Source organism: Lacihabitans sp. LS3-19 (assembly GCF_024343575.1).
Taxonomy (GTDB): domain Bacteria; phylum Bacteroidota; class Bacteroidia; order Cytophagales; family Spirosomataceae; genus Leadbetterella.
This window is the reverse complement of record NZ_RJUA01000009.1, coordinates 102,277-126,463: the sequence shown is the minus strand read 5'-3', so window position 1 is coordinate 126,463 and position 24,187 is coordinate 102,277. Positions and strand designations below refer to the sequence as shown.

At 32.7% G+C, this 24,187-nt stretch carries 18 protein-coding genes and 1 tRNA gene; 17 read left to right on the top strand and 2 right to left on the bottom strand.

The genetic code is table 11. The features are described 5' to 3' along the window. Positions 1-158: 158 nt before the first annotated feature. From rlmD to EGI22_RS09765, 6 genes are all read left to right on the top strand, one after another. A complete protein-coding gene (rlmD, locus tag EGI22_RS09790) occupies positions 159-1,568 on the top strand; it encodes a 23S rRNA (uracil(1939)-C(5))-methyltransferase RlmD (protein ID WP_255068088.1) in 1,410 nt (469 codons plus the stop codon). A 21-nt stretch (positions 1,569-1,589) separates the two neighbouring features. Further along, positions 1,590-2,435: an MBL fold metallo-hydrolase gene (locus EGI22_RS09785; RefSeq protein ID WP_255068087.1), complete on the top strand. Its 846-nt coding sequence runs from the start codon at positions 1,590-1,592 to the stop codon at positions 2,433-2,435. Positions 2,436-2,644: 209 nt separating this feature from the next. Then, on the top strand, positions 2,645-4,786 hold the full coding sequence (locus EGI22_RS09780) for a tetratricopeptide repeat protein (RefSeq protein WP_255068086.1): 2,142 nt from the start codon (positions 2,645-2,647) through the stop codon (positions 4,784-4,786). A 119-nt stretch (positions 4,787-4,905) separates the two neighbouring features. Beyond that, positions 4,906-6,588 (top strand): sodium:solute symporter, encoded by a 1,683-nt coding sequence (locus EGI22_RS09775; protein ID WP_255068085.1) that lies wholly within the window; start codon positions 4,906-4,908, stop codon positions 6,586-6,588. Between the two features lie 4 nt (positions 6,589-6,592). Next, the gene (locus EGI22_RS09770) at positions 6,593-7,288 is read left to right on the top strand and encodes a response regulator transcription factor (protein ID WP_255068084.1); all 696 of its coding nucleotides are present in this window, start codon (positions 6,593-6,595) and stop codon (positions 7,286-7,288) included. Continuing rightward, entirely contained in the window at positions 7,289-8,665 is a 1,377-nt protein-coding gene (locus EGI22_RS09765) for a cell wall metabolism sensor histidine kinase WalK (RefSeq protein WP_255068082.1), read from the top strand. Between the two features lie 21 nt (positions 8,666-8,686). On the opposite strand, the gene EGI22_RS09760 is transcribed toward EGI22_RS09765, so the two are convergent. Continuing rightward, positions 8,687-8,760: transfer RNA gene (locus EGI22_RS09760), tRNA-Met, on the bottom strand. Between the two features lie 141 nt (positions 8,761-8,901). Here EGI22_RS09760 and EGI22_RS09755 point away from each other — a divergent pair. The 9 genes from EGI22_RS09755 to dapB all read left to right on the top strand — a co-directional run bounded on the left by EGI22_RS09755 (position 8,902) and on the right by dapB (position 17,463). Continuing rightward, positions 8,902-9,282 carry an START-like domain-containing protein gene (locus tag EGI22_RS09755; RefSeq protein WP_255068081.1) on the top strand — a complete coding sequence of 127 codons (381 nt, stop codon included), beginning with the start codon at positions 8,902-8,904 and terminating at the stop codon, positions 9,280-9,282. A 69-nt stretch (positions 9,283-9,351) separates the two neighbouring features. Further along, positions 9,352-10,827 (top strand): LptF/LptG family permease, encoded by a 1,476-nt coding sequence (locus tag EGI22_RS09750; RefSeq protein ID WP_255068080.1) that lies wholly within the window; start codon positions 9,352-9,354, stop codon positions 10,825-10,827. Positions 10,828-10,913: 86 nt separating this feature from the next. Then, positions 10,914-11,189: a 30S ribosomal protein S15 gene (gene rpsO, locus EGI22_RS09745; protein ID WP_255068079.1), complete on the top strand. Its 276-nt coding sequence runs from the start codon at positions 10,914-10,916 to the stop codon at positions 11,187-11,189. A gap of 122 nt (positions 11,190-11,311) precedes the next feature. Then, positions 11,312-13,453: a polyribonucleotide nucleotidyltransferase gene (gene pnp / locus EGI22_RS09740; RefSeq protein ID WP_255068078.1), complete on the top strand. Its 2,142-nt coding sequence runs from the start codon at positions 11,312-11,314 to the stop codon at positions 13,451-13,453. A gap of 84 nt (positions 13,454-13,537) precedes the next feature. Then, complete coding sequence (locus tag EGI22_RS09735; protein WP_255037687.1) at positions 13,538-14,401, top strand: RNA polymerase sigma factor RpoD/SigA; 864 nt, start codon at positions 13,538-13,540, stop codon at positions 14,399-14,401. Positions 14,402-14,504: 103 nt separating this feature from the next. Continuing rightward, entirely contained in the window at positions 14,505-15,167 is a 663-nt protein-coding gene (locus EGI22_RS09730) for a ParA family protein (protein ID WP_255068077.1), read from the top strand. Continuing rightward, on the top strand, positions 15,164-16,042 hold the full coding sequence (locus EGI22_RS09725) for a ParB/RepB/Spo0J family partition protein (RefSeq protein WP_255068076.1): 879 nt from the start codon (positions 15,164-15,166) through the stop codon (positions 16,040-16,042). The genes EGI22_RS09730 and EGI22_RS09725 overlap by 4 nt, the downstream gene beginning before the upstream one ends. A 92-nt stretch (positions 16,043-16,134) precedes the next feature. After that, positions 16,135-16,743: a DUF5683 domain-containing protein gene (locus tag EGI22_RS09720; RefSeq protein ID WP_255068074.1), complete on the top strand. Its 609-nt coding sequence runs from the start codon at positions 16,135-16,137 to the stop codon at positions 16,741-16,743. A gap of 6 nt (positions 16,744-16,749) precedes the next feature. Beyond that, positions 16,750-17,463 carry a 4-hydroxy-tetrahydrodipicolinate reductase gene (gene dapB / locus EGI22_RS09715; protein WP_255068073.1) on the top strand — a complete coding sequence of 238 codons (714 nt, stop codon included), beginning with the start codon at positions 16,750-16,752 and terminating at the stop codon, positions 17,461-17,463. Between the two features lie 36 nt (positions 17,464-17,499). On the opposite strand, the gene EGI22_RS09710 is transcribed toward dapB, so the two are convergent. After that, complete coding sequence (locus EGI22_RS09710) at positions 17,500-19,317, bottom strand: M61 family metallopeptidase (protein ID WP_255068072.1); 1,818 nt, start codon at positions 19,315-19,317, stop codon at positions 17,500-17,502. Between the two features lie 157 nt (positions 19,318-19,474). Between EGI22_RS09710 and EGI22_RS09705 the strand changes: the two genes are divergently transcribed. Further along, on the top strand, positions 19,475-22,471 hold the full coding sequence (locus tag EGI22_RS09705) for a tetratricopeptide repeat protein (RefSeq protein ID WP_255068071.1): 2,997 nt from the start codon (positions 19,475-19,477) through the stop codon (positions 22,469-22,471). Next, on the top strand, positions 22,468-24,174 hold the full coding sequence (locus EGI22_RS09700) for a hypothetical protein (RefSeq protein WP_255068070.1): 1,707 nt from the start codon (positions 22,468-22,470) through the stop codon (positions 24,172-24,174). The genes EGI22_RS09705 and EGI22_RS09700 overlap by 4 nt, the downstream gene beginning before the upstream one ends. Positions 24,175-24,187: the final 13 nt, after the last annotated feature.

Below are 24,187 nucleotides of genomic sequence, written 5' to 3'. Positions count from 1 at the left end.
AAATATTTAAGCCTTTTATCTTTTACCATTAATTTTTGAATACTTTTAAAGTTCGCAAAATTAATTATTTGCTCAATAGAATTCTGGACTTAGTGAATATTAATATTATTTAGTCTATATTTTTTTTATAACATCTCAAGAAATACAATTCTTTATAAATGAAGAAAAACAAAAATCGCATTATTGAAAACATCGAAATACTTGATTTTGCGGCTGAAGGCAAGTGTATTGTCAAAAACGATGGGGAAGTAATATTCGTAGAAGGGAGCAATGTTTGTCCTGGTGACGAAGTGAAAATGGTGGTTTCGAAATCAAAAAAGAAATTTTCGGAAGGTCGAATATTAGCAATAAATAAATTCTCAAAAGACAGAATTGAGCCATTTTGTAGTCATTTTGGTGTTTGTGGTGGATGTAAATGGCAACACATACCTTACGAAAAACAACTCGAGCAAAAGCAAAAACAAGTTTTTGATCAATTAACAAGGATCGGAAAAGTAGAAATTGGAGAAATTATTCCGATACTTGGCTCTGAAAAAACTACTTTTTATAGAAATAAACTTGAATACACTTTCTCCAACTCTAGGTGGCTTACTAATGAAGAAGTAAACTCAGGTAAAAAAATATCGAAAGATGCCTTGGGATTTCATATTCCTAAAAGATTCGAAAAAGTATTGCCTGTGAACAAGTGCTATTTACAAGGAGATCCATCAAACGCTATTCGTGATTTTTTTAGAGATTATGCACATGACAGCGGTTTACCTTTTTATGACCATGTAGCTCATCAAGGATTCTTTAGAAACGTGATGATACGCACGGCCTCTACGGGAGAGATAATGGTGGTACTTCAAGTAGCAGATGAGGATACATCTAAAATTGAAGAAGTTTTAAATGCATTGGTTGAAAAGTTCCCGAATATAACTTCCTTAAATTATTTCATAAATAAAAAAAGAAACGATTCTTATTTCGACCTTGAACCAGTAAATTTTTATGGTTTACCATATATTACAGAAGAAATGGAAGGTTTGAAGTTTAGAATAGGCGTTAAATCTTTTTACCAGACCAATTCAGAGCAAGCATACAATCTTTATAAAATTGTAAGAGATTTTGCACAAATATCGGAAGATGATTTGGTTTATGACCTATATACAGGCACTGGAACAATTGCAAATTTTGTGGCTAAAAAAGCCAATAGAGTAGTAGGCATTGAATATATCGAAGCTGCTGTTGATGATGCTAGAATTAATTCCGAATTAAATGGTATTGAAAATACCTCGTTTTTTGCTGGTGATATGGCTAAAATATTTACAGATGAATTTATATCCCAAAACGGTAAACCTGATATTGTAATTGCAGATCCTCCAAGAGCAGGAATGGATAAACCCGTTTGCGAATTATTGCTGCGTATAGCCCCCAAAAGGATTGTTTATGTTAGTTGTAACCCAGGCACACAAGCTCGTGATTTGGCTATTTTATCTGAAAAATATGAAGTAGAAAAAATTAACCCAGTGGATATGTTTCCGCATACTTTCCATGTAGAAAACGTCGCAAGTTTAATTTTAAAGTCTTAATTTTAGGCAAAAAACTAAAATATGAGAATCTCAATAATAGATGCGGGAAATTTCAAATTAGACGGTGGAGCTATGTTTGGGGTAGTTCCTAAAACTATTTGGCAAAAAATGGTTCCCGCTGACGAAAACAACCTTTGCAGTTGGAAAATGAGATGCCTCCTTGTAGAAGTTGACAATCGTCTGATACTAATTGATACAGGAATGGGGGATAAGCAAGCCGAAAAATGGCAAGGATTCTACTTTCGACATGGTGAAGGAAATCTTATAAATTCTATTAGAAATACTGGCTATCATGAAAACCAGGTTACAGATGTCATCCTTTCGCACTTGCATTTTGATCACTGCGGAGGAGCGGTTTCATGGAATTCGGCAAAAGATGGTTACCAACTAACATTTCCAAACGCTAAATATTGGACTCATAGCCAACATTGGGATTGGGCTATAAATCCCAACCCTAGAGAAAAAGCTACATTCCTTAAAGAAAACCTTGAGCCAATATTTCAAAGCGGTCATTTATCGTTTTTAGATAAATTAGAAAACTCCTTTCATCCTGACTTTGAATTTTTATACGCAAATGGCCATACTGAAAAAATGATAATGCCAATTATCAATAAAAATGGTCAGAAATTGATTTTTGCGGCAGACACTATACCTTCATTTGCACATATCCACGTACCTTACTGCATGTCTTATGATATTCGACCGTTAGTGACTATGGAAGAAAAAGGACTTTTACTCGAAAAAATTGTCTCTGAAAACATTATCTTGCTTTTTGATCATGATGTTGTCAATGAGGCAGCCATACTTGAAAAAACCGAAAGGGGATTCAAACCCAAAGAAATTGGGAATTTGACTAATTTCCTTTAACAGATTACATTAAGAAATTGAATTGAAATATTTGTCTCTTTTAATTACTCAAGAAAGTTGAAATTAGACAAAAACTCAGCTTCAAATCAATTTAACCCTTTCAAGTTCAATTTTTATCTTTAAAACTTAAAGAATATGCTTAAATTGGCATTAAATTGGATAATTATTAAAAAAAACTTTCGTTAGAACAATCTATAGAACCTAAAATATTGTTTTCAAAAAAATACATATTCCTTCTTTTTGTCGCTTTACTTTCTTCTTGTTCACAATACAAGAATGGACCCCTTAGTAAGTCTTGGCATAATACCAATGCAAAATACAATGCATTGTTGATAGCCCGAGAAGATTATAAAATTGCCAATGAAATAATCATTGAAAATGACAAAGAAAACTATGAAGAAGTCCTTCCTATTTTCAGAAGAATAGATTCAACGCAATTAGATACAGCTAAACTATACTTAATTGACGCTATAAAAAAGTCTTCAATTATCGCAGAAAGACATTCAAATAGTAAGCATTTAGACGAAGCATATTTGCTTTTAGGTAAAGCCAGATTAAAAAAACAAGAAATTTTCAATGCTCTTGAAACTTTTAAATACGTAAATACCACTTCAAAATCCGCAAATGCCAAAACAGAAGCAATGATTTGGTTAATGCGTACATATATCGAAAACGACGACCTCGCTAGTGCCAATCAAGTATCAGATTTACTAAAAACACAAAAATTAAATTCAGCAAATAAAGCTTTATTTTTAAGTACCAAAGCCTATTTCCACCAAAGACAAAACGAGTCAGCTTTAGCAGTGGTTTTTCTTGATGAGGCTTTGAAAACAATGAAACGAGGAAACGAGAAAGCTAGACTACATTTTATAGTTGCACAACTTTACGAACAATTAAATCAGGTGGTTCTTGCCAGAAAAAACTATAATTATGTTTTAAAAAACAAACCGGACTATAACTTGGAGTTTAATGCAAAACTTGGGCTTTTGTCTACACAATCTTTAGCTAAAAATACCGCTCTTACTTATGAGAAAATGCTTGAGGACAGGAAAAATCAAGATTTAAAGAGTAAGATTTATTACAAAATGGGAGATACTGAGAATCGAAAGAGCAATTTCCCTTTAGCCATTGAATACTTTAATAAAGCTGTCGCCTATTCTGTAGACAATCCAATCGAAAAAGCATTCACCTACAAAGCATTAGGTGATTTGTATTTTGAAAAACTTTTGGATTATGAATCTGCAGGAATATATTACGACAGTACACTTATTACGCTACCAAAAAGCGAAGTAGACAAAACAAATCTAGGACAAAAAGCTTTGTTTCTCAATGATTTTATACGATATAAAAGAGCTTATGACCTCGAGGATAGCCTGCAAAAATTGGCCTCTATGAATCCTGCGGAGTTAGATTTTAAGCTAGAACAAATGATACTTGAGAAAAAAAATCAACAAAAAAAAGAATTAGAGAAAACAGAGCAAAATAGTGTTTTAAAGACTTCAAACGTTGGAAACCTACCTAAGGATATGAAAAGGTGGATTCTGTATGACCCTGTTGAATCTATAAAAGCAAGAAATGAATTCGTGAGATTATGGGGCAACAGGACTTTAGAGGACAATTGGAGGAGAGGTGAAAAAACAATGGGATCTTTCAGCATCAAAATTGAAAAAGAAACTATTGATTCAGCCTCTATTGCCAAATCAGCAAAAGAAGCAGCTGCACTTTTAGATGAAAAAGTAGCCCTTGAAAAAAAAGAGTTAGATCAAGAGAAAAAGGAGCTTTTAAGAAAAATACCAACTAGCAATATGCAAAAAATGGCTTCAAAAAGGAAACAAGAGGAAGCCCTTTTTCAAATAGCCAAAATTTACAAACTCAAGTTTAACGACGAAGAAAAGGCAAAAGAAAATTTCAATTTGCTTTTGCAGAAATTCCCAAAGTCAGTTTATGAACCCGAAGCTTTGTATTATTTGGCCATAATGAACAATCAAGGTAATGAGTTTGAAACAAAATTATTAAAAGACTACCCTTTATCTTCTTTTGCTCGACAATTGAAAAAAGGCTCTGTAAAATTGAGCAAAGACAAAGAATCTGAAGCTCAAAATTTCTATGCCAAGGCGTTTCAATTGTATGATTCTGAAAGTTTTGATCTGGCCTTAACAAAAATAGATGAAGGATTGAATGAATATGTAGGAAGCCAAATTGAAGATAAAATGGCCATGTTAAGAATAATGATTCTCAAAAAAGGAAGCAATAAAGATCAATATATTATATCTTTAAATGATTTTTTAAGAAGCTATCCAAGTTCTGATTTGATTTTGAAAGCTAAAGAACTGTTAGCAGTTTTAAAATAAGACTATATGGCAAATGAAAAACCCCCTTTTTTTAAATCTTGGAGTACTGTATATTTGATATTAACAGGTTTTCTTGCTGCCCAAATTGCATTCTATTATTTCCTAACTAAATTTTTTCTATGACCTATATTGATTGGATATTTCTTGGTCTAACCTTAGGTTCTATCATATTTTATGGAATTTACAAAAACAGAAAAGACACCAATATTGACGGCTATTTACTAGGAAACCAGTCGCTTCCATGGTACCATGTCGGATTTTCACTTATGGCCACTCAGGCCAGTGCCATCACTTTTTTATCAGCCCCGGGCCAAGGATTCACAGATGGGATGCGTTTTATCCAGTTTTACTTTGGCTTGCCTTTAGCAATGATTGTATTGAGCGTTACTTTTATTCCTATTTTTCATCGACTAAAAGTTTATACAGCCTACGAATATCTCGAAAATAGATTTGACGCAAGAGTAAGAATTTTCACAGCCATTTTATTTTTATTGAGTAGGGGACTTGCCACTGGAATTTCCATCTATGCACCTTCTATTATTCTTTCCACTATTTTTGGCTGGGATATTACGATAACAAATATCATAATGGGTGGCATTGTGCTAATTTACACCGTAATTGGTGGCACAAAAGCAATTTCTTACACACATTTACAACAAATGATCTTTGTAACATTTGCTTTGTTTTTTGCTGGATATTTGGTTGTAAAAATGCTTCCAGATGACGTAAACACTTTTGATGCCATTCAAATAGCTGGAAAAACAGGCAGAATGAATGTAATTGACTTAAATTTTAATGTAAATGAACGTTACAATCTTTGGTCTGGACTTATAGGTGGTTTTTTTCTTCAATTGTCTTATTTCGGAACCGACCAATCTCAAGTTGGTCGATATTTAACTGGTAAATCCATTAAAGAAAGTCGATTGGGCTTAATTATGAATGGTTTTATAAAGATTCCTATGCAATTCGGGATTTTATTAATCGGGGTTTTAGTTTTTGTTTTTTACCTTTTTAATGACGCTCCATTATTTTATAACCAAGTAGAGGTTAACAAAATAGAAAAAAGTCCATACGCTGCGGAATACAAAACGCTTGATGTTCAAAATGAGGCCTTAGTGACTGAGCAAAAAAACACAGTTATTAATCTTAAAAATGCCTTTAAAACCGATAATACGGCAGAAATAGAGAAAGAATCAAAAAGACTTAATGAAATTGTGAAAGACAAAAAAGTCTTGAAAGAAAAAGTTTCAGGACTCATTAAGAAAAGCAACCCAACTGGCGACCCTAATGATGTTAACTATATCTTTCTAAGGTTTATAATGGATCATCTTCCGCATGGCTTTATAGGCCTCTTGGTAGCCATTATTTTTTCTGCATCCATGGGTTCTGTGGCGTCGGCTTATAACTCACTTGCAGCCACCAGCCTTGTAGATGTAATCTACAAAACTAAATACAAACCAAAAGGACAAGCTCTTGAGTTACGATATTCTAAAATCTTAACTATTTTTTGGGGAATATTTTGTATCGTAGTGGCTTCATTTGCTCAAAAGCTTGGAAATAGTATGATAGAGCTTGTAAATATCTTAGGTTCATGGTTTTATGGAATTATTTTAGGTATTTTTATTGTCGCCTTTTATTTCAAAAGTATTAAAGCTAAACCTATCTTTTTTGCAGCTATTTTGGCCCAAATATTAATAATTCTTATTTGGAAGTCCGAAATTGTTGCGTTTTTATGGTTAAACCCAATCGGGGTTTTATTGGTATTATCATTTAGTTGGATTTTACAAAAACTAAAAATTTAAAATTATGGGTGTTCCTAAGAAAATATTAATTATAGAAGATGATCTTCGAATAGCTCAGAATATCAGTAAAGGTCTTATAGAAAAAGGTTTCGAAACTGAAATAGCTTTTGATGGAAAAATTGGTTTGAAATTAGCCCTTCATAACGACTTCGATTTGATTTTATTGGATTTAAACCTTCCAGGCTTAAATGGTTATGAAGTATGTTCGGAAGTAAGAAAAAAGAAGCCATCTATACCTATTATAATGCTTACGGCTCTTGGTGAAACAGAAGACAAGATTGAGGGGTTTGAGAAAGGAGCAGATGATTACTTAGTAAAACCATTCGATTTTAGAGAGCTTCTGGCTAGAATCAATGTATTTATTAAAAGAAACATAAATTCGGATTATGAGAAAATAAACACGCTAAAAATTGCCAACTTAGAACTAGACCCGGACTCAAAAATAGTAATGAGAGATGGTCAGAATATTGAGTTAACACCGAAAGAGTTTTCACTTTTAGAATATCTCATAAAAAATAAGGGAAAGGTTGTTTCCAAAGCCGATATTGCAGAAAATCTATGGGATCATAATAGCCAACAAAGCCTAAACGTTATTGAAGTATATATTAATTTCCTTCGTAAAAAAGTAGACAAGGAGTTTACGCCAAAATTAATACATACCAAAACTGGTATGGGTTACATTCTAAAAGAAGATGTTTAGATGAAAATTAGAACTAAAATAGCATTTCAATTTACAATTATTGTTGCCCTTATTTTGGTTGTATTTTCAATTGCATTGTATTATTTACTTGAAGGCTACACAAAAGACGAATTCAATAATTACCTGAAAGATAGGGCACAAACTACAGCGAAACTTTTAATCAAGGAAAAAAACGTTGATAATAGACTATTAAAAGTTATCGATAGAAATAGTTTATCTAGCCTCTATGCGGCCGAAGTACTGGTTTTCAATGATGAAAATAAGGTTACCTACAGTAATATAGATTCCGTAAATACTTTTCCTTATAGTCCAGAAATCTTAGAAAAAATCAGGAAATACAAATACCATGAAGCCGATTACAAAAATAAAAAGGTAGTTGGGTTAATGTATACGGACGATGACCTGAAGAAAGATTATTTAATTCTAGCTCAAGCAGAAGATACCTACGGTGAACAGAAGCTACAACGAATAAAAGACGCTATGTCCATAGGTCTAATTTCCTCTATACTATTAACGGTGATCTTGGGTTTTGTTTTTGCAGGACAATCCTTAAAACCGATTTCTCAAATTAATCAGGAAGTATCCAAAATCACTGCAAAAGATTTAACCAAAAAACTAAGTACAGGCAACAATAAAGATGAGATAGCCCAGTTAGCTAGGAATTTTAATGAAATGCTCTCAAGGATTGAAAAGTCATTCGAATTACAAAAAAGCTTTGTAAGTAATGCATCTCACGAACTAAGAACTCCATTGGCAGCTATTAAATCTGAAATCCAGGTAAGCTTAGAAAAAGACAGAAGCACTGAAGAATACAAAGAAATACTAAAATCATTAAATATTGATAATCAAAGACTTATACAATTAACGAATGGCCTTTTACAATTGGCTAAATCCGAAAAAGGAGACAAATCATTACTTATGACTGCCCTCCGAATCGATGAAATACTTTTCGAAGTACAGGACGAATTGCTCCATCAGCATCAAAAATATAGAATTTCTATTGATTTTGAAGAAATACCTGAAGATGATAAATTTGTCACAATAATGGGAAATAGATCATTGTTAAAAACACTTTTCAACAACCTATTTGACAATGCATGTAAGTACTCAGAGGACAATACTGCAATTGTAAATATAAAATTCAATAGCTCCAACTGTATTGTAAATGTGGCCGACAAAGGAATTGGAATATCAAAAGAAGACCATGAAAAGATATTTGAGCCATTTTTTAGGACCAAAAATGCTTCAAACTATAAAGGACATGGAATTGGATTATCTATTTGTAAAAGAATCGTGGATATTCACGAAGGGAGAATAATCTTGAAAAGTGAAGTGGAAAAAGGAAGTAATTTTAATGTTATACTACCTCATCTATAAAAATACGAATCTTTAAAATAGTAGCGGGAAGGGGAATCGAACCCCTGACCTCCGGGTTATGAATCCGACGCTCTAACCATCTGAGCTACCCCGCCGTTGAATCGAGGTGCAAAAGTAGAAAACTTTACAAAACAAACAAACCTTTTTTCAAAACTTATTTTAAAAAATAAAACTTTCTAGATTTTTCTTGGATTACTAGAGCAAAAACTTTAAATCGAATAAAAAAGACGTTCTATATGACCAAATTTAAATTTACCCAAGAATACCCGTTCAAAACTTCACCCAAAGTTTTATTTAATTACATAAGTACTCCAGGAGGATTGCAGCAATGGTTTGCCGAAAAAGTAACCATGGACAGTAACCACTTGTACCATTTCACATGGGACGAAGAAGAGCATGTTGCTGAATTAACATCTTCGAGGCTCAACAAATCCACTAGATTTGAGTTTGTAGGAGTTGATGAAGGCAACTATATGGAGTTCAAGTTAGTAATGAGTGAAATTGACAATTCGGTTTTTCTAAAAATAACCGACTACTCTGACAATGCCGATGAGGAAGATTTGGAGTCTGTTTGGAAAGGTTTTATAGCTGACTTAAAAGAGATAGTTGGAGGATAAATCTTAATAAAGCTTAATTATTTTGATTTGGAGCAAAAGATATCGAATTTTGCATTGCAATCTGCTCCTATGAAAAAAATAGACAAATTATTTATTAAAGCTTATCTCGGACCTTTTATATTAACTACAGTGATTGTAGTTTTTATATTTTTGATGAGGTTTTTGATGATGTACTTTAATGAATTTATAGGAAAAGACCTTGGATTACCAGTTTTTGCGAAGTTATTCATGTTTTTTTCATTGATTACTGTTCCCACAGCTTTGCCTTTGGCCACACTATTAGCAACATTAATGTGCTTCGGCAATCTTGGTGAACATACTGAACTTACCGCTATGAAGTCTGCCGGAATACCACTTTCAAGACTCATAGTTCCTACATTTATGATGTCCCTATTGGTAGGTATAGGTTCTTTTTTTTACAATAATTATGTAAATCCATGGGCAAACTTAAAGGGATATTCCTTACTATGGGATGTCAAAACCACTAAAATGACTTTGAATATTCAAGAGGGTATATTCTATAAAGAAATTCCAGGTTACAGAATAAAGGTTCAAGAAAAGCTTGCTGATGGTAAAACCATGAAAAATGTGATTGTTTACGACCACACTTCAAACAACGGCAATAAAAACATCACAATTGCAGATTCTGGTAAAATGTATACAATGTACAATGACAACTATTTAATTTTCGAATTGTTTAATGGTCGGAACTACATTGAGCATCAAAACAGTTTCAATACCTATGATGAGACGCAATTCACTAAAAATTTCTTCAAGAAAAATAAAATCGTATTCTCACTAGAAAGTTTCGGTATAAAAAGAACCAGTGAGGATCAATTCAGATATCATGAATACATGAAAAACATTGCAGAATTGACGCAAAAAATTGATTCTTCAAAGATAGAAATTGGAAAAAGTATAAATGCTCAAACAGAGCAAATCAAAGCTCAGAATTCTTATTTATTCAAAAAATATAAGGGTATAGATAGTACGAACATTGTCAAAATAAAGCCCGGACTTTGGATACAGAAAAAAATAGAAGAAGCAAAAATTGGAAATAGAGGTGCTGAAATGGAAGAATATGCACTGTCTCATATTCAAAATCTGAAATCTCAGGTGGAAACAGACATGAATATTATTACTAACAAAAATAAAGACATTTGGCGATCAGATGTGGAGCGTTGGCATAAATTAACCATGGCATTTTCTTGTTTGGTATTTTTCTTGATTGGTGCCTCTTTAGGTTCTATCATAAAAAAAGGAGGATTTGGCATGCCAGTTCTAATTTCAATAAGCTTTTTTATTTTCTATTATGTTCTAATGCAGTTGGGTGACAAATACGCGAAAGAAGGATTAATTCCAGTTATAGTAGGTGTTTGGTTACCTAATTTCATTTTACTTTTGATCGGTTTATTCCTTGTAAAAAAAGCATCAAACGATGCCCGCTTGTTTGAGAATGATACATATTTTGCTGTTATTAATAAAACTGCAGTCATTTTTAACAAAATATTTAACAAACAAAAACTAGAACAAACTGTAAAATAATTGAATATTTGATACTTAAATAATTCTAAAAAGTATTACCTTTGCATTTGTTTTTATTATTCATTAATTAATCTAGGTTAAAATCTATGTATTTAACTCCGGAAAAGAAAGAAGAGATTTTCGAATCGAAAGGTCTTCTAAGAAAAGCATCTGATACTGGCTCAGCCGAATCACAGATCGCATTATTTACTTATAGAATTGCTCACCTTACCGAGCATTTAAAAGTTCACAAGCACGATTTCTCAACTCGTTCTGGACTTTTAAAGTTAGTTGGTAAGCGTCGTAGATTGTTGGATTATCTTCAAAAGATAGAAATCAATCGTTACAGAGCTATCATTGCTGAATTAGGCATTCGTAAATAAAAATTCGGGAATCTATTTTTTAGGTTCCCATTTTTTTCGTTTTATCAAGTTTTATTATCCCCGCGGAATAAAGGATTAAATAGTTGTATCGAAAGCGGAAATACAACACAAAACTAAATTAGATGTTTAACGTTTTCTCGCAAACCATCCAAATGCCGGATGGACAAACAATTACGCTAGAAACAGGAAAATTAGCTCGTCAAGCAGATGGCTCAATAGTACTAAGAAGCGGCAATTTAATGATGTTGGCAACAGTTTGTGCCAATAAAGAACACAAAGAAGGTACAGACTTTCTTCCACTTTCAGTTGATTATCAAGAAAAATTTGCTTCATCAGGAAAAATACCTGGAAGCTTCCAAAGAAGAGAAGGCAAACTTTCAGACAACGAAGTCTTAATCTCAAGACTTATAGATAGAGCCTTAAGGCCTATTTTCCCCGAAGATTTTCATGCTGAAGTTCAGGTAATGGTTACATTACACTCTTCAGATAGTAATATACAACCTGACGCTCTTGCAGCTCTTGCTGCTTCTGCAGCCATTATGGTTTCAGATATTCCTTTCAACGGACCTATTTCAGAAGTTAGAGTTTGTAAAATTAATGGCGAATACAAAGTAAACCCTCCGATAGCTGAAATCGAAATTGCTGACCTTGACTTAATTGTTGCAGGTCCTGCAGATAGTATTTTGATGGTTGAAGGTGAAGGAAATGAGGTGTCAGAGATTGAAATGGTAGAAGCCATGAAAGTCGCTCATGATGCTATTAAAATTCAAGTTGCTGCTCAAAAAGAGTTAGAAGCTAAAGTTGGAAACACCACTAAAAGAGAATATTGTCATGAAACACATGATGAAGACCTTAAGAAAAAAATGTACGACAAACTTTTTGATAAAGTTTACAGCGTATGTACAGCTGGTGGTGGCAAAAACGATAGGAGTGAAGGTTTCTCAAAATTATTAACAGAATTTAAAGAATCACTTCCAGAAGACGAAAGAAGCAACCCATTATTTAAAGTTTATTTTGGAGATATTACATATGATGCATCTCGCAAAATGGTATTGGACGAGGGTAAACGATTAGATGGTCGTCAATTAACTGAAATCAGGCCAATTGTATGTGAAGTAGATTATTTGCCTTCAGCCCATGGTTCAGCTTTGTTTACAAGAGGAGAAACTCAATCTTTGTCAACTACAACTTTAGGAACAAAATTGGATGAGCAAATTGTTGATCAGCCAATGACCAAAGGTTATTCAAGATTCTATTTACATTATAATTTCCCTGGTTTTTCTACTGGAGAAGTTAGACCAAACCGTGGAGTAGGTAGAAGGGAAGTGGGTCATGGAAACCTTGCTCAAAGATCTTTGAAAAGAGTATTGCCTGCAGATGACGAAAACCCTTATACAATCAGAGTGGTAAGTGATATTTTGGAGTCTAATGGTTCTTCATCTATGGCTACAGTTTGTGCTGGATGCCTTTCATTAATGGATGCGGGTGTAAAAATTAAAGCTCCAGTTTCAGGCATAGCAATGGGTCTAATTACTGACTTAGAGTCAGGTAAATGGGCGGTTTTATCTGATATTCTTGGAGATGAAGATCATTTAGGTGATATGGACTTTAAAGTTACAGGTACTTCTAAAGGTATTGTAGCTTGCCAAATGGATATTAAAATTGGTGGTTTATCTTTCGATATAATTGAAAAAGCTCTTAATCAAGCCAAAGATGGTCGTTTACATATTTTAGGTAAAATGACAGAGGTTATCAATAAGCCAAATGAAGACCTTAAACCACATGCTCCACGTGCACATACTATCATTATCGAAAGAGAATTGATTGGTGCTGTGATAGGACCAGGCGGTAAAGTTGTACAAGAGATACAAAGAGAGTCTGGTGCTACAGTAAATATTGAAGAAAAAGACAACAAAGGATATATTTCGATTTTTGCAACAAACGGCGAAAGCATGAATGCTGCAAGAAAAAGAATTGAAGGTATCGTAAAAATGCCTGAAGTTGGAGAAGTTTACGAATCAACTGTAAAATCTATTCAGCCTTTTGGTGCTTTTTGTGAATTCTTACCAGGAAAAGAAGGCTTGCTTCATATTTCTGAAATTAGTTGGGATAGACTTCCAAGCATGGACGGCGTATTAAAAGAAGGCGATCAATTGCAAGTGAAACTTACCGAAGTTGACAAAAAGACTGGTAAATATAGACTTTCAAGGAAAATCTTACTTCCAAGACCTCCAAGAGAAGAAAAACCGAAAACTGAACAATAATAAAGAATTGTTTGTTGTTACTTGTAGTCAGGAAACAACGTCTAAGATTAGACTATCATTTAAAATATAATTTTATTTCAGAAAATGAGACAGCTTAAAATAAGTAAACAAATCACCAACAGAGAGAGTCAATCTCTTGATAAATATCTTCAGGAAATCGGTAAAGTAGACCTTTTAACTCCCGATGAAGAGGTTATCTTAGCTCAGAAAATCAGAGATGGAGATCAGCTATCTTTGGAGAGATTGACAAAAGCAAACTTGAGATTTGTGGTATCTGTAGCAAAACAATACCAAAACCAAGGACTTTCTTTGGGTGATCTAATAAACGAAGGAAATTTGGGTTTGATAAAAGCTGCTCAAAGATTTGACGAGACAAGAGGATTTAAATTTATATCTTATGCAGTTTGGTGGATTCGTCAAAGTATCCTTCAAGCTTTGGCTGAACAATCAAGAATTGTAAGATTGCCTTTGAACAGAGTTGGTTCATTAAACAAAATCTCTAAGACTTTCTCAGAACTTGAGCAAAAGTTTGAAAGAGAACCATCCCCTGAGGAATTGGCTGAAGTTCTTGAAATTTCTGCAAATGAAGTTGTGGATACTATGAAAATCTCAGGTAGACACGTATCGGTGGATGCTCCGTTTGTTCAAGGTGAAGAAAACAGCCTTTTGGATGTATTAGAAAATGATACTGAAATAAGACCAGATCAAGAATTGATGAATGATTCCTTAAGACGTGAAGTCTTGAGAGCATTGTCAACACTTACACAAAGAGAAGCGGAAGTCATTATGTTCTACTTTGGATTGAATGGCGAACAAGCAATGACACTAGAGGAAATAGGTGAGAAGTTTAACCTTACTAGAGAAAGAGTTAGACAAATAAAAGAAAAGGCTATAAGACGCCTCAGACAAACCTCCAGAAGTAAAGCTTTGAAAGCATATTTAGGATAATAAATGAAAGAGGTTCAAATTGAACCTCTTTTTTTTGATAAAACTTCAAACTAAGATTTGCTGATTGCAAAGATTTGAACCAAATTTGTGATTATTTTTAAAGATGGCAAAAAAAATCGGATTATATAGTTTAACCAAAAAATGTGGTAAAACCATTTCCACAGCTTTTTTAGCTGAAAGTTTTGCAACGTTAGGAACCAATGTATTAGTTTTAGACCTAAATTCTGATAAAAATTTTGAGGTTTTATTAGGCTTTGAACATCCTGAAAACTTAAAAAGCGATATAAAAACGGTTAAGATTTCACAATCCAGTTGGAAATATTTAAAAATTAACGAAAATACAGCAAACCTTGACTCTGAATTTGAAAATTTTGACCAAGAATATGATTACATTTTTGTTGATTTCCCGTCTTATGACTCAAGTTTTAATTCTGATATCTTAAAAAAACTAAATTCTATAATAATCCCAGTTGAATGTGAGTATTATGGAATAGATGAGTTAGACAAAACTATAGAAAAAATAATTGAAATTGAAAATCTAAAAATTGAAGGAATCCTTTTAACGAAATTCAATAAAGACAATCAATTGATGCCAAAATTTATTGAATTTATAAGAGAAAACTTTGAAGGAATGGTATTAGAAACTATCATAGCAAGAAATTATTATTTAGGGCTTCCTAAATTCACTATTGAAAATTTAAACCATTTTATTCCTAATATTGGATATGCAGATTACTTAAAATTAGCCAACGAATTAAAAAAATGATAAATAAAAAAAGAATGGGTTTGGGACGTGGCTTGGGTGCACTTTTACCTGAAAAACAAGCTGAGGAGCAAATAGAAAACAATGTTGATGCTTATGAAATTGCAATTGATAATATTGAGACCAATCCATTTCAGCCTAGGTCAAATTTTGATTCCACTTCGTTAAATGAATTAAAAGAGTCTATCCAAGTCCAAGGAATTATTCAACCAATTACAGTTCGCAAAATAGCCAATGGTTACCAACTTATATCTGGCGAAAGGAGATTACAAGCATCTAAGTTAGCTGGTTTATCCAAAATACCTGCTTATGTACGAGAGGCCACCGAGCAACAAATGCTCGAAATGGGCCTTATTGAGAATATCCAAAGGGAAAACTTAAACCCAATGGAAGTTGCAATTGCCTATCAAAGACTTTTGCAAGAATGCAATATTAAGCAAGAAGAACTAGGCTCAAGAGTTGGTAAAGATAGATCAACTGTGAATAATTACTTAAGGTTATTAAATCTACCTACAATTATTCAAACTGGATTAGCTGAGAAAAAACTTAGTATGGGACACGCTCGTGCACTTTTAGGTATTGAAGATGAAAATATACTTTTAAAAACTTACCAGGAGATTGTAAACAAAGAGCTTTCAGTAAGAAAAGTAGAAGAATTGGTAAGAGCTTTAAATGCAGATTTAAAACCGAAAACTAATTCAAGTCCAAAATCTCAAAGTAACCCAAAAGTGGTTTTGGAAGAATTACAAATTAAACTTTCTCAATTATTTAGTCGAAAAGTGGCCGTTTTAGCTGATTCAAAATCAAAAGGTGAAATCAAGATTCCGTTTGCTTCCAAAGAAGAATTGGATGAAATTTTAGAAAAACTAAAAAAATAAACCTCATTTTGACTAATCGAATTCTCACATATTTTTCATTTTTCCTTTTTGGATTAATTCATTCAGTTTTTGGACAGAATGACAGCTTGCGTATGGAAAACATAAAACAGAATCTGTCAAAACTCGATAGTGCAACAAAAAAAAGTACGCCGTTTGATACAACAAGAGGAGCAAAGCTTAAGTCATTTGGAAAAAATTCAAAATTTACATTTAGAAAAACTTTTGGGATTGACAGCCTTAAACCAAATGAAGTACCCAAAATAGCTTTTGTGAGATCAATGATTTTGCCAGGCTGGGGACAAATGACAAATAAAAATTATTTAAAATTACCGCTAATTTATGGCTCGGCTGGAGTTGGCGTATACTTTATTTCATTCAACAACAATCTTTATCATAAATACAAGGATTATGTAGTCGAAATGCAGCTTCAAGGCCTTACAGAAAGAGAAATTGATGGAGGAGGACCCTATTCTATAACGCTTATCACCACAGCTGCAAATCAATATAGAAGATATAAACAATTGAGCTTTGTAGGACTTGGCTTAGGTTGGTTACTTTTCGCAATAGAAGCAAACGTTTCCGCACATTTAAAAACTTTCGATGTATCTAATGATATTTCATTTAAAATATCGCCCAGTCTATTAAATACATCTTTGAACAACAATCAAGCTTTAGGAATAAAATTGGCTTTAAATTTTTAGAAAGTAATGAAAATTGCACTTTTAGGATACGGAAAAATGGGAAAAGCTATTGAGAAAATAGCTACAGAAAGAGGCCACGAAGTGGTTTTCAAAATCGATTTGAATAATATTCAAGATAGAGAAAATATAAATCCTACGAATGTAGATGTAGTTATAGAATTTAGTTCACCACATTCTGCTTATTCAAATCTTGAATATTGTATGAAAAACGGGTTAAAAACCGTTTGTGGCACCACAGGTTGGTTAGATTATAGAAAAGAAATTGAGCAGTTATGTTCTTTAAACTCTGCAGCTTTTTTTTATGCGAGCAATTATAGCATTGGTGTCAATTTATTTTTTAAACTCAATGAAATGCTTGCCAAATTAATGGCTCCGCAAAGTCAGTATGAAATATTTACAAGTGAAATACACCACACAGAAAAACTTGATGCTCCAAGTGGAACAGCTATTACGGTAGCTGAAGGCATAATGGAAAACAATTCTAATAAAACCAAATGGGTAAATAATCAAATCCCCGATAAACAAGAAATCGGAATTTGGTCTTCAAGAGAGGGAAAAGTACCTGGTACGCACACTGTAAAGTATATTTCAGAAATAGACGAAATTGAAATTAAACATATTGCATATACTAGAATGGGTTTTGCTTTGGGTGCAGTAATCGCAGCAGAATGGCTTCAGGATAAAGTTGGGGTATATAACATGAAAGACCTTTTGAATTAAATGAAAAGAGCCAGATTTGATCTGGCTCTTTTATTTTTATAAATGCATCCACTTTGAATATTTCTTTATAGCTAATGGATCATCAGATTTCCTTGATCTAATTGAAACCCTTTGAGTAGGGTTTTCTCTTAGTGGAATATTATATTCTTTTATCACCCCACTTCTTTTAACTTCAACTTTAATAGTCTTGCCAACTTCCTTGTTTTTTGTAAAATCTTCAATTTCATAAAAAGTCTTCCCATCCACTTTTAATATTTCGTCATTTACATTTATTCCGAAATCATAAGCTCCAGAACCTCTGTCTACACGAGTAACAATCTTATTCCTAACCGTTATGCCAACCCATGGAGTATTAGGCGTAGAAGGCTCAATTGTTATATCAGCATCTACATTATTAAAGTATTGGGCATAGTCAAGTGTCTGGGTACCGTAAATTTTGTTTTCAAACAGCTCGCTAAGGTCTTTTCCAGCTATTTGCTCACAAGCTGATTTAAATTCTGCATCTGAGAATCCAACATTTGAAGCTAAATATTTTTCTTTGTACAATAACCTCAAAACATCATCTAAGGACTTTTCACCTTTGGTTTCACCAATAATTATCATATTTAAAACATTTGCTAAAACCCCACCTTTAGTATAATAGGAAACAGTAGAATTATTAGAATTTTCGTTTGGTCTATAATATTTAATCCATGCATCCCAGGAAGATTCGGTAACCGACTGCACTTTATTTCCAAAGCTATTTTCTATACTCGCTATTCCGTAGGCTATTTGACTAAACATTTTAGTTTCATCTATTAGACCAGCTCTCCTAAGGATATCATTCTGATAAAAAGAAGTAAACCCTTCAGACACCCAAAGCATATTTGTGTAGTTTTCGTTTTCATAATCAAACGGCCCCAAAGCTACTGGTCTCAGTCTTTTTACATTCCATAAATGAAAATATTCATGGGCAATCAAACCGAGAAACCCAATGTATCTATCTCTGCTGTCATATGCTTGTGGGCTAGTTTGGCAAGTTGTGGAATTTAAATGTTCCAATCCACCACCTATCCCAGGCAAATGGTGGACTATAAAAAGGTAGTTTTTACAAGGATGAGGTCCACCAATTACACTTGCACTAGCTTCAACCACTTTTTTATAATCTGCTACCAATTCTTTTTTATCATAATTCAACTTTTGTAATGAATAATTGGCAATAGTATGCTTAACACCCATTGTCTCAAATTCAATAATATCTTGATTTCCTATCTCGATAGGACTATCAACCAAAGTATCAAAGTCTTCAACTTCAAATGTATTCTTAGCAATCTCAGGTAATGCAACAGAAACTTTTTCAAAAGTCTCGTGAGGAATTACTTTAAGAATGCTTTTTGTTTTCATCAATTGCGGAACAAACATAAATACACAAGCTCCATTTGCATATCCATGCGAGTCGTCTAAATGTGAAGTCCTTACCGTTAATTCATAAGCATAAACACGATAGTTTACTTCTATATGTTGGTTGCCTTTTGTAAAAACTCTCCAAGTATTTTTTGAGACCTTTTGTAATTCTAATGCACCATTTTCAGATTTTGCTGAAAAACCTTCGACGTTTTTAGCATATTCTCTAATTAAGTATGACCCTGGTGTCCAAGCAGCCATTTTAAAATCTACATAATTCTCTGAGATTTCTTTTGTTTGATTAAGATCAAGTTTCATTTTCACCTCAAAATAGTGCGTTGTAGGCTGAGGCATGCTTAGTTCATAAGATAATACTTGGTTTTCCATTTGTCTTTTTACATTCGCTACAGTACAAGAATTGAATCCAAGAATCAATAATAAGAGTAAAATAGCCCGATTTGTTGATTTCATCTTTAAAAAGTTTTGATTTTATGCAAATCTACAATTTTTAATTTTTTTAGACGTTTTGTTCGAAAAAAAAGTATTAATAAGTGATTTAGAAGTGGTTTTGTGATAAAAAAAGCGAACTATTTCCTAAATTTGAAAAATTTTACTAGTAAAATCCCTTATGAAAATCAAATTCCTGATAATATTCTTCTGTTTTACAGCTCGATTTCTTACAGCCCAAAATACTCTTAGCTACACGCAACTAGAAGCTCATTATAATAATGGTGTAGAGCTTTTCGAAAAAAAAGCTTACGCTGCGGCTAGAAAAGAGTTTCATTCCTATGTAGGGCTTTCAGAAAAATCACTAAATCCAAATAAATTTAATATCGCAAACGCCGAATATTATTCAGCATTGGCTTCCTTATACTCTCAAGCCAAAGATGCAGACATAGAAGTGGAGAGATTTGTCGTTAAAAATAGTGAACATCCAAAAGCTAAATTGATTTTCAATGATTTAGCCAAGAGTTTTTATGATAAAGGTGATTATGACGGAGCCATTAAATATTTTGAAAAAGCCCTAGAAAATAGACAAGATAATCTAGATACTTATGAGATTAGATATCAGTTAGCACTAGCTTATTATCAAAAAAAGGATTTTAAAAACGCTTTAAAAGAATTTGATTATGTAAAAGGAACAGTTGCTCCTAATGCTCTCAATGCTGCTTATTATGCTGCTGTTATTAATTTCCAGAACGAAAACTATGACCTTGCCTTAATAGATTTAAGGCGTGTAGAAAATGTAAATCCATACAAAATGGAAGTTCCAAACTGGATTGGACAGATTCTTTACAGACAAAAAAAATATGAGGAATTACTTGACTATACGGAACCTATTATTGCAAATCCCAATGGTAGAAAAATAGATGAATTGTGCTTGTTAACTGCTGAAGTACATTTTTTCAACAATAGTTTTGAAAAAGCCGCGGCGTACTATGAAAAATTTAAGGGATTTAGAAGAGGTACCACAGATGACCAAGTAACTTTCCGTCATGCTTTTAGTTTATACAAGACTGAGAACTATGAAAAATCAGCAGTTCTCTTCAAAACTTTAGCATCTAACAATACCGAACTTGGACAACAATCCGCATACTATCTTGGAATAGCATCTTTAAGATCTGGAGATTTAAATTCAGCTATGGCAGCTTTTGATGCTGCGAAAAAACAAGGCTTTGACAAAGCGATTCAAGAAGAAGCAACTTACAATTACATTAAGGTTTTGGTAGAAAAAGGAAATAATCAGCAAGCAATCACTGATTTACAAAATTATATCAAAACATATCCTGACGGAAAATATATTGACGAAACCAATGAGTTATTAAGCGAGATACTTTTTGAAACTAACAATTACATATCAGCCATAACTTATATAGAGGGCCTCACTCGTAAAACTACTAAAATAGAAGAAGCTTATCAAAAACTTTGTTTCAGCCAAGGTGTTTTGGATTTTAACCTTGAAAAGTTTGAAAATGCAATTAAATATTTTGATAAATCGTTGTCAAAGCCTTTAAATTCTAACCTTGCCTTACAAGCAAAGTTTTGGAAAGCAGAATCCAGTTATCAGCTTGAAAAACCTGGAACAGAAGATTTATATCGCGAACTCCTCAATTCTTCAGACAAAAATTTAAGATTAAAAAGTTTATATAGTTTGGGATATTTATTTTACAATCAGAAAGACTACAAAAAAGCACTTAATTTTTTCGAAGAATTCAGAACCAAAGCTAAAGGAGATGCATCCTTGTCGCAGAATTATGAAGATGCATTAGTACGTATAGCAGATTGTAATTTAGCCAATAAAGACTATAGCCTAGCCCTAAAAAATTATGATTTAGCATATCAAACCAATAAAACAGATAAAGACTATGCTCTCTATCAAAAAGGTTTAACTTTAAAGTTTTTAGGAAAAGAAGGTGAATCGAAAGATATTTTTGAAAAGTTCACCAAAACTTATAGTTCTTCGAGACTTATTGATGACGCATTATTCCAAAATGCTGTTCTAGAAATGGATAAAAGTAATTATGCTTCAGCAGTTTCCATTTTCACTGACTTATTACGTAAAAAACCTAATAGTATTTTAGTTCCTCAAGTTTTGTTAAAAAGAGCTTTATCCTTCTCAAATCTTCAAAACCACGACAAAGCAATAGGAGATTATAAAATAATTTTAAATAAATTCGGAAAAACGGAATATGCGGAAGAAGCTTTATTAGGAATTCGGGAATCTTTGAACTCATCTAATAGGAGCGAAGACTTTTTTGAAATAGCTGAGCAATATAAAGTAAATAATCCAGGTGGCAATTCTGTCCAAAGTCTACAATTTGACTCTGCGAAAGACCTATATTATGCTGAAAAATATGAAAAAGCAATTCAATCTTTCAAAAGCTTCTTGAAAAGTTATCCGACTAGCACCAATGCTAGCGAGGCAAATTATTTGATAGCTGAATCTTATTTTTTATTAAATAATAAGACAGAAGCATTAAAATATTATCATGAGATAGTTTTGAGTAATCAAGTAGAATATTTAACAAAATCAGCGATGAGGTCTGCTGTAATATACTATGATCAACAAAATTTTGACGATGCCATTCAAAATTATCTTCAAGCTGCTAGTTCTACTTCAAACCAAAGAGATGTAGTTTTAGCCCAAGAAGGATTAATAAAATCATATTATTTTAAAGGAAATTATGATAAAACACTTGAATACGCGGATAAAATAATTACTGAAGGTGGAAATACAGTCCTAGGAGCTACTAACAGGGCAACTTTATACAAAGGAAAAGCTTTAATGCAGAAAAAAGAATACAAACAGGCTACAACAGAGTTTGAATCAGTAATAAGTATGGCCAAAGATGTTTCTGGAGCAGAAGCAAAATATTTCATTGGAGATATGCTTTATAAACAAAAACAATATGATGCTTCTATAAAATCTCTCCAGGAGCTATCAAATGACTTTTCAGAATTTGTATACTGGTATGAAAAAGCCTTTTTATTAATTGCAGATAATTATGCTGGAAAAAATGACACTTTTATGGCAAAAGCCACGCTGAATTCTATTATCGAAAATTCTGACAACAAAGAGACTATTGAAATCGCAAAACAAAAATTAAATTTATTGGGTAAATGAGAGTAAGAAACTTAAGTTTTATAATTATACTTTTCTTCTGTTATAATGGTGCAACTGCTCAAAAGCCAGTTGTGAACGAAGAAATCAACATTACGAAAGAACGTGAAGTAGTTTTGCCAAAAGCAAATAGAATTATAGATAAAATCCCTCCAGTGGAAAATGAAAAAAAAGAAAAGAAAATGACTTATTCTTTTTTCGATAGAAAACCGACGGCAGTGGAAGAGACTAAATTCGTACCTAACGTGGTTTCTCCAATAACCAAAAAATCTACTAGCCAAGACAACACTGGATATAAAAACTACTTTAAAGTAGGTATGGGAAACTTTGGTAGAATTTACGCCGAAACATACATAAACTCTAACCAAGACAGAAAATTTGTTTATGGAATCTCTGGTTTACATAATTCAACTAAAAGAGGACCTATTGGGGCAGAGAATTCAGCCACGAGTTTAAGCAAAATAGGTGTAGATGGCAAATATCACCAAAATAATTACGAGTTAAAACTCGATATGGGTTATGAAAACAGAGGTTATTATTTCTATGGGTATGACACAGTTGCAAACCGGGACTATACGCAACAGGATTTAAAACAAAGATTGAATTTTTTCAATTTCGCTGCAACTCTTGAAAATACAAATCCGAAACCCAAAGTTGATTACTCTTTAACTACAGGAATTAAAAATCTTTCGGATAATTATTCAGCTAATGAACTTGATTGGGGCACTAAATTCAAATCGCATTTTCCGCTAATTGAAGATAAAGTTACGGCCACACTTTCTGCAGAAGCTTATATTACCGAGCGTTCTGATTTAATTTTTCAAACAAAAAATGTTAGAAAAAGAAATCTATATAGAGTAGAACCAGGATTCAAATTTGATTTTGGTAAAATCTCCGCAAAAATAGGTTTCAAAGCCGTAAATGAATATGAGCAAATTGAAAAAATAAATAATACCAAAGGATTCCCAACAGCATCCATTACATACAAAACACCTTCTTTGACATACTTCTTTGTAGGATTTGATGGTGACATAATAAGAAACACCTTACATTCATTCATTAACGAGAATCCGTTTTTAGCTCAAGCTGTAGACATAAAAAATACCAATAAAAACCAAGAATACTACATAGGAAGTAGAGCAGAACTATATAATGGCCTAAGTTATAACTTGAAGATTTCATATGGTAAATACCAAAATCTATATTATTTTAATAAAGGTGAGGAAAATAGTTATGAAACACCATCTGGTTCTTTTATAAATGTGACTAAATTCCAAGTGGAATATGAAGAGGCATCAACTGATTTCGCTAATATTTCAGCTGAATTTGGCTATTCTAACTTTGAACATTGGAAATCAAACTTGAAACTGGATTATAACTATTATGAAACAGTAAATTTCACGAAACCATATCATAGACCAGCATTTACAAGCAGATGGGGAAACACTTTCTTACTTTCAGATAAATTGGTTTCATCTTTTGATATTTATTACTTAGCTGGAATTTACGCCAGAGACCTTGATTTAGGTGAGCCCGTAAAATTGAAGGATATTGTAGATTTAAATGCTGAAATGACTTATTTATTTAGTAAACAATTCTCAGCATTTGTAAAACTTAATAATATTGTAGGTCAAAATTATCAAAGATATTACAATTATCCGCAAATGGGGCTTAACTTTGTTGCTGGTATCAACGTTGCTTTATAATTAATCCTAATAA

Bases quoted from the DNA above. Each gene is read 5' to 3' on its own strand.
- EGI22_RS09705 (WP_255068071.1), top strand. From the start codon at position 19,475: ATGAAAATCAAATTCCTGATAATATTCTTCTGTTTTACAGCTCGATTT.
- EGI22_RS09710 (WP_255068072.1), bottom strand. From the start codon at position 19,317: ATGAAATCAACAAATCGGGCTATTTTACTCTTATTATTGATTCTTGGA.
- EGI22_RS09765 (WP_255068082.1), top strand. From the start codon at position 7,289: ATGAAAATTAGAACTAAAATAGCATTTCAATTTACAATTATTGTTGCC.
- EGI22_RS09700 (WP_255068070.1), top strand. From the start codon at position 22,468: ATGAGAGTAAGAAACTTAAGTTTTATAATTATACTTTTCTTCTGTTAT.
- EGI22_RS09730 (WP_255068077.1), top strand. From the start codon at position 14,505: ATGGCAAAAAAAATCGGATTATATAGTTTAACCAAAAAATGTGGTAAA.
- EGI22_RS09720 (WP_255068074.1), top strand. From the start codon at position 16,135: ATGGAAAACATAAAACAGAATCTGTCAAAACTCGATAGTGCAACAAAA.
- EGI22_RS09735 (WP_255037687.1), top strand. From the start codon at position 13,538: ATGAGACAGCTTAAAATAAGTAAACAAATCACCAACAGAGAGAGTCAA.
- EGI22_RS09755 (WP_255068081.1), top strand. From the start codon at position 8,902: ATGACCAAATTTAAATTTACCCAAGAATACCCGTTCAAAACTTCACCC.
- rpsO (WP_255068079.1), top strand. From the start codon at position 10,914: ATGTATTTAACTCCGGAAAAGAAAGAAGAGATTTTCGAATCGAAAGGT.
- dapB (WP_255068073.1), top strand. From the start codon at position 16,750: ATGAAAATTGCACTTTTAGGATACGGAAAAATGGGAAAAGCTATTGAG.
- EGI22_RS09785 (WP_255068087.1), top strand. From the start codon at position 1,590: ATGAGAATCTCAATAATAGATGCGGGAAATTTCAAATTAGACGGTGGA.
- EGI22_RS09750 (WP_255068080.1), top strand. From the start codon at position 9,352: ATGAAAAAAATAGACAAATTATTTATTAAAGCTTATCTCGGACCTTTT.
- pnp (WP_255068078.1), top strand. From the start codon at position 11,312: ATGTTTAACGTTTTCTCGCAAACCATCCAAATGCCGGATGGACAAACA.
- EGI22_RS09775 (WP_255068085.1), top strand. From the start codon at position 4,906: ATGACCTATATTGATTGGATATTTCTTGGTCTAACCTTAGGTTCTATC.
- EGI22_RS09725 (WP_255068076.1), top strand. From the start codon at position 15,164: ATGATAAATAAAAAAAGAATGGGTTTGGGACGTGGCTTGGGTGCACTT.
- rlmD (WP_255068088.1), top strand. From the start codon at position 159: ATGAAGAAAAACAAAAATCGCATTATTGAAAACATCGAAATACTTGAT.
- EGI22_RS09770 (WP_255068084.1), top strand. From the start codon at position 6,593: ATGGGTGTTCCTAAGAAAATATTAATTATAGAAGATGATCTTCGAATA.